Genomic DNA, 2,320 nt, shown 5'->3' with positions numbered 1-2,320 from the left:
GGTGCGAGTAGTACCATGGCATGACTAAGCCGGTTATGCTGAACGGATTGAATGAGTTGCTGCTTCACATCAGCCTGTCCTATGATATCTGAAAATAGCATGGGCGCAAGATAATGAAAAGGGGCTAATCGCGCTTACTGCAGCGATACATAACAGGCATTTTCAAACGAACCTCCACCGGTGACCGTCTGGTTATCTGCTATAAAAAAGAAACTTCCGGAAATGGTTTGTGTTTGGGTATTGATCTTGCGGATAATGATATTGGAAGTATCCGTTGTCAGTAAATCAAAGGAGCCACTGTTGTTCATAAAGCCAACGGCTACTAATCCATTTTGGGGTCCGAGCCGGGAGAACCGGAAAGTATCCAGGTGAATACTATCATTTTTCAGGGCATTTTCATTATACATGCCATCCGTTAGATTGAATACCACCTTGAAGGTGTCGGATATGCTTTCCATATTCAACAGTTTATGGCCACCGCTGTCGGTCTTTGATCGGAAAATAATACTGTTGGTAAGGGTCATAGCGCGCTCGCGACCACCGATGATGGCACTCATTTTCATTTCCGGGCAAGAAAGAGAAGGTCCGTCTCCGTCGTTCTGACAAGCGGTAAAAAACAGAAAAAAGCAGACCATAGTGGCTAATGGCAGTGTTTTCCGGCTGGGGATCAGTTGGTGTTTCATGAATACGGTTACACATTGTGAATAAAAATAACAGCATACTTACGTTAACGCATATACGTTAACGTAAGTAACTGCAAAATCTTTACACAAAGTTGGCAACAGAAAGATTAAATACGGGGCTACGACTACTTTTCTATCGCAGCAATAATTTCTGCAGACTCAGGTTGTGTTTTAGGAGAAAATACAGCCACCAGGTTTCCTTTTTCATCCAGCAGATATTTCTGGAAATTCCAGGTTACTTCAGCCGGTTCAAAGTGTTTGGCCTTACTTTCATCCAGCAGCCATTTGTACAGCGGATGTATATCAGCCCCTTTTACAGATATTTTGGCGGCCATAGGAAAACTAACTGCATATTTTTTTGTGCAGAACTCCTGTATTTCCTTGTTGCTGCCGGGTTCCTGAGAACCGAAGTTGTTGGCTGGAAAACCAATGATTACCAGTTTATCCTGGTATTTCTTGTACAGCTTTTCCAATCCTTCGTACTGTGGTGTATTACCGCACAGGGATGCGGTATTTACAATTAATACTTTCTTTCCTTTGTACTTGGAGAAATCGATTTTTCCTCCGTCAACAGCATCTACTTTAAAATCATAAAGATGGGATGAGGCAAAAAGCATAACAACTGATAGTATTGCTAACCTAAACATATAGACGTTTTTTTAAAGAGACTGACTAAAAGAATCAGCGAAGAGCTGTACTTGTAAAGTTAACATTCCCGCATTAAAAAACGGGAAGTTTTTCCAGAAAGCCGAAGGCTTAAAGCAGAAAGCAAAAAGCTATTAAAGCGGATATGGTAGTTTGTATAGCTAAATGTCCGCTTTTATTATCCGCTTTAATAGCTTTTTGCTTTCTGCTTTAAGCTTTTTAGCTCCACGCATAGGCCAAACAACATACGCTTACCCTGGCTCCGGCTTGTTGCAGGGCCATACAGCATGCTTCAGTGGTGGCGCCTGTTGTAATAACATCATCGATCAGTAGTACGTGTGCGCCTGCCGGAAGGTTGCCATTGACTTTGAAGGCGGCAGCTACATTTTTCCAGCGGTCTATCCGGCCTTTTTTAGTTTGTGTCGCGGTAAATTGTTGTCGGATAAGTGTGGCCGGATGTACCGGGATTGGTGTGATCTGCGCTATGCCATTGGCCAGCAGGGTGGCCTGGTTGTAGCCCCGTAGTTTTTCTTTGCGGGGAAACAGGGGGACTGGCACCAGCAGGTCAATGTCTTTGAGCCAGGAACTTTCCTGCAACTGGTAGCCGGTTTGTTTACCCAGCCAGATAGCAATATCAGGTCGTTGCCGGTATTTAAAACGGTGAATCAATTGTTGCATACCAGACGACTGGTTGTAATAATAAGCAGCCGTGGCTTGCTGTACAGCGACCCTGCCGTTAAATACATTCGCTACCGGATTACCGGCATACCGGTGAAAATGGGTAACGGGTAATGTTTGCAGGCAGCGGAGGCAAAGCAGTTCATCTGTTTGTTGCAGATCTGTGCCACAAAGTTCACAGCAATGCGGATAAAACAGGTGAACCAGTGGGGATAACAAACTGGTAAACATGAATTGGGTTTTAAAAGATATGGTGGTAAGATGTTTTAAAATAATCGCTGGTATACTTCTTCCACTCTTCCTACCGCAATTAC

3 protein-coding genes are annotated in these 2,320 nt (G+C 43.7%); all 3 read right to left on the bottom strand.

The features are described from left to right. Window positions 1-134: 134 nt before the first annotated feature. Entirely contained in the window at window positions 135-683 is a 549-nt protein-coding gene (locus VIP81_RS18125) for a hypothetical protein (protein ID WP_331964091.1), read from the bottom strand. 125 nt (window positions 684-808) lie between these two features. After that, window positions 809-1,300 carry a glutathione peroxidase gene (locus VIP81_RS18120; RefSeq protein ID WP_331964088.1) on the bottom strand — a complete coding sequence of 164 codons (492 nt, stop codon included), beginning with the start codon at window positions 1,298-1,300 and terminating at the stop codon, window positions 809-811. A gap of 247 nt (window positions 1,301-1,547) precedes the next feature. Continuing rightward, window positions 1,548-2,237, bottom strand: a complete 690-nt coding sequence (locus VIP81_RS18115) for a ComF family protein (protein ID WP_331964085.1) — start codon at window positions 2,235-2,237, stop codon at window positions 1,548-1,550. Window positions 2,238-2,320 lie beyond the last annotated feature (83 nt).

This window comes from Chitinophaga sp., assembly GCF_036566945.1.
Taxonomy (GTDB): domain Bacteria; phylum Bacteroidota; class Bacteroidia; order Chitinophagales; family Chitinophagaceae; genus Chitinophaga.
This window is presented reverse-complemented; position numbering and strand designations above follow the sequence as displayed.